At 41.0% G+C, this 2,230-nt stretch carries 1 protein-coding gene and 1 pseudogene; both read left to right on the forward strand.

The features are described 5' to 3' along the window. Positions 1-60: 60 nt before the first annotated feature. On the forward strand, positions 61-525 hold the full coding sequence (locus D5R40_RS32320) for a hypothetical protein (protein ID WP_124155831.1): 465 nt from the start codon (positions 61-63) through the stop codon (positions 523-525). Between the two features lie 753 nt (positions 526-1,278). Further along, positions 1,279-2,230, forward strand: a pseudogene (locus tag D5R40_RS32325) (hypothetical protein); the annotation flags it as partial.

Below are 2,230 nucleotides of genomic sequence, written 5' to 3' on the forward strand. Positions count from 1 at the left end.
TGCAGCTACTCTCTCTTAAAACCATTATCCACAATAAGTTAATTCCTTAAACTAAAAGATATGAAATCATTTTTTACTCCAAAAAAGTTCAGATATCCCAAAATTTTTATCTATCTGAGTCTGTTTATATTTATTCCCCATAGAAATGTTGCCCAAACCAGCTTAATCCCCGGCGACATTGCATTCATTGCTTATCAAATGGACAACCCTGATCGATTTGCCTTTGTCCTGTTAGAAGATATTAGTGCGAATACAAAAATCAAGTTTACCGATAGTGGCTGGAATGGTTCAGCCTTATATACCACCCTAAATGAAAGTACTTGTACCTGGACTTCTACTTCAGCTATATCAGCCGGGACAGTCATCAGTATAGAAGTTCAGGGAACCGCTACCAATCCAGGCAAATTTAGATCGGTTGTAGGGAAGCTGGATGGTTTAAATGGAACTAGTAATGGCTCGGGATCAGATAATTGCTTTCCAGGGAGCAAGTTCGAATCCAAGTTTTGTCGCAGCTATTGGTTCTAGACGATGGTTGGTGCAATTAATTCGAGTAATGAAGATTTTTCTGTCTTACCTAATACCTTAGGACTCTTTAATACTGCTTTGGGATGGACATAGATTCTCATGCAGATACGGATTTTATAGAGGTTTTTACTAAAGGTACGAAGCTCAGCTTCGTCGTGAGATCAATGATCCTCAGAACTGGGGAAGAAGAATTCGTTGTTTGCCTGCTAATTCCTGCCTTCACTGTAACGCAAAACCAGAACCCTGGCCGGGAACTACTTTGGCAGCAGTGATATAGCTTTGTAGCCTATCAAACAGTATCCTGAACGTTTTGCCTTTGTTTTATGAAGATGTAGTTGCTGGGACACGAATTAGATTTACTGATGAGGGCTGTCTGGAAGTCGATTTTATGCAGCTGTAGGTGAGAATAGTTCTATCTGGACAGCTGACTGCATTGAGTTCAGGGTAGTAGTGGTAGTGGACAATGGGAGCGTTAACTATGGTTCATTATGTGGAAATCTAAGTTTGCTAAATAATACCGGCTCTGCAGCAGGAGATAATATCCTTGCTTATCAAGGGATATGGATCCTCGTTCCTAGCTGTTTGCAACCGACGTTGGCTATCCAATGCTGGCGCAGCTAATGAGACTATCCCGTTTGCCTAATCTTTGCCTTATTTCAACTGCCTTTGGCATGATTTAGATTTTCATCAGGAAAATGGTCGATTTGTAGTTGTATTACGACAGGAAATAAAGCTCATTGAGGCGGGAGTTGAATGATCTCAAATTGGTTATTAAGCAATAGTTTAGTTTGGCCTGCTAATTTTCCTACCTTCACTGTAACAAACCAGAACTGCCCTGGCCGAGGAACTACTTTGGCAGCAGGTGATATAGCTTTTGTAGCCTATCAAACAGATGATCCTGAACGTTTTGCCTTTGTTTTATTGGAAGATGTAGTTGTTGGAACTCGAATTAGATTTACTGATGAGGGCTGGTCTGGGAATCGCTTTTACGCTTCAATAGGGGAAAATAGTGCTATCTGGACAGCAGATTCTGCATTAAGTGCTGGAGTAGTAGTAGTAGTGGACAATGGGAGCGTTAACTATGGTTCATTATGTGGAAATCTAAATTTGCTAAATAATACGGGAGCAGCAGCAGGAGATAATATTCTGGCATATCAAGGGGATATTGGAAATCCCCGTTTTATAGCCGGCCTTGCAACTAGACGTTGGCTATCCAATGCTGGCGCAGCTAATGAAGACTATTCTCGATTGCCCAATTCTCTGGGTTTACTATCAACAGCCTTTGGGCATGATTTAGATTTTCATCAGGAAAATGGTCGATTTGTAGGTTGTATTACGACAGGAAATAAAGCTCAATTGAGGCGGGAGTTGAATGATCCTCAGAATTGGTTATTAAGCAATAGCCTGGTTTGGCCTGCTGCCTTCCCTAGCTTTACAGTTACTCAAAATCCAGAACCATGGCCAGGAACCTTATTATCAAATGGCTGTTTATCTATTTTTGCCTACCAAACTGATGATCCAGAAAGATTTGCCTTTGTATTACTTGAAAATGTTGATGCAGGAACTCGAATTAGGTTTACTGACGAAGGTTGGTCTGGGAATCGCTTTTATGCTTCAATAGGCGAAAATAGTGCCATCTGGACAGCTGACTCTGCTTTAAGTGCTGGACTGGTAATCGTCGTAGATAATGGGACAGTGAATTATG

The sequence above is a fragment of the Okeania hirsuta genome, from assembly GCF_003838195.1.
GTDB lineage: Bacteria > Cyanobacteriota > Cyanobacteriia > Cyanobacteriales > Microcoleaceae > Okeania > Okeania hirsuta.